Source organism: Burkholderia sp. 22088 (assembly GCF_052045915.1).
In the GTDB taxonomy this organism is placed as follows: domain Bacteria; phylum Pseudomonadota; class Gammaproteobacteria; order Burkholderiales; family Burkholderiaceae; genus Burkholderia; species Burkholderia cepacia.
Genome location: NZ_JBQEPY010000050.1, coordinates 1 through 501, shown reverse-complemented (window position 1 = coordinate 501; position 501 = coordinate 1). Strand labels below are relative to the sequence as shown.

The window sequence follows — 501 nt, the reverse complement described above, 5'->3', positions numbered from 1 at the left end:
CGTAAAAACAACGGGGCCGGTGGCCCTGCCTCTCAAACAATGCACCGGCCTGCGTATCGGTTTCTACGCAACAGCCAGTTTCGCGCGCTCCGCAACGAAACTCAGCCGATCGAAGTTCATGTTTGCGCCGGACGTGATCGCGATGAGCGTTTCGTTCTCGATCCCTTCGCACTCGGCGTACAGCTTTGCCCCTGCGACGGCCAGGGCACCGGCCGGTTCGAGCACGCTCCGCGTATCCTGGAACACATCCCTCATCGCCGCGCACAGGCCATCGGTATCGACCGTCACCACGTCGTCGAGGTGTTCGCGGCATAACCGGAAAGTCTCTTGTCCAACCAGTTTGACCGCCGTACCGTCCGAGAACAAACCGACCTCCACCAGTTCGACGCGTTCACCCGCACGGAGCGACTGCGCCATCGCGCATGAATCCTCCGTCTGCACGCCGATCACCTTGATGCCCGGTCGCACGGCTTTCACGTAGGTCGCCACGCCGGACGCCAG

The 501-nt window shown here is 62.3% G+C and carries 1 pseudogene; it reads right to left on the bottom strand.

Features of this window, described 5'->3' with window-relative positions:
• Positions 1–66: 66 nt before the first annotated feature.
• Positions 67–501, bottom strand: a pseudogene (locus ACTJLD_RS41375) (pyridoxal-phosphate dependent enzyme); the annotation flags it as partial.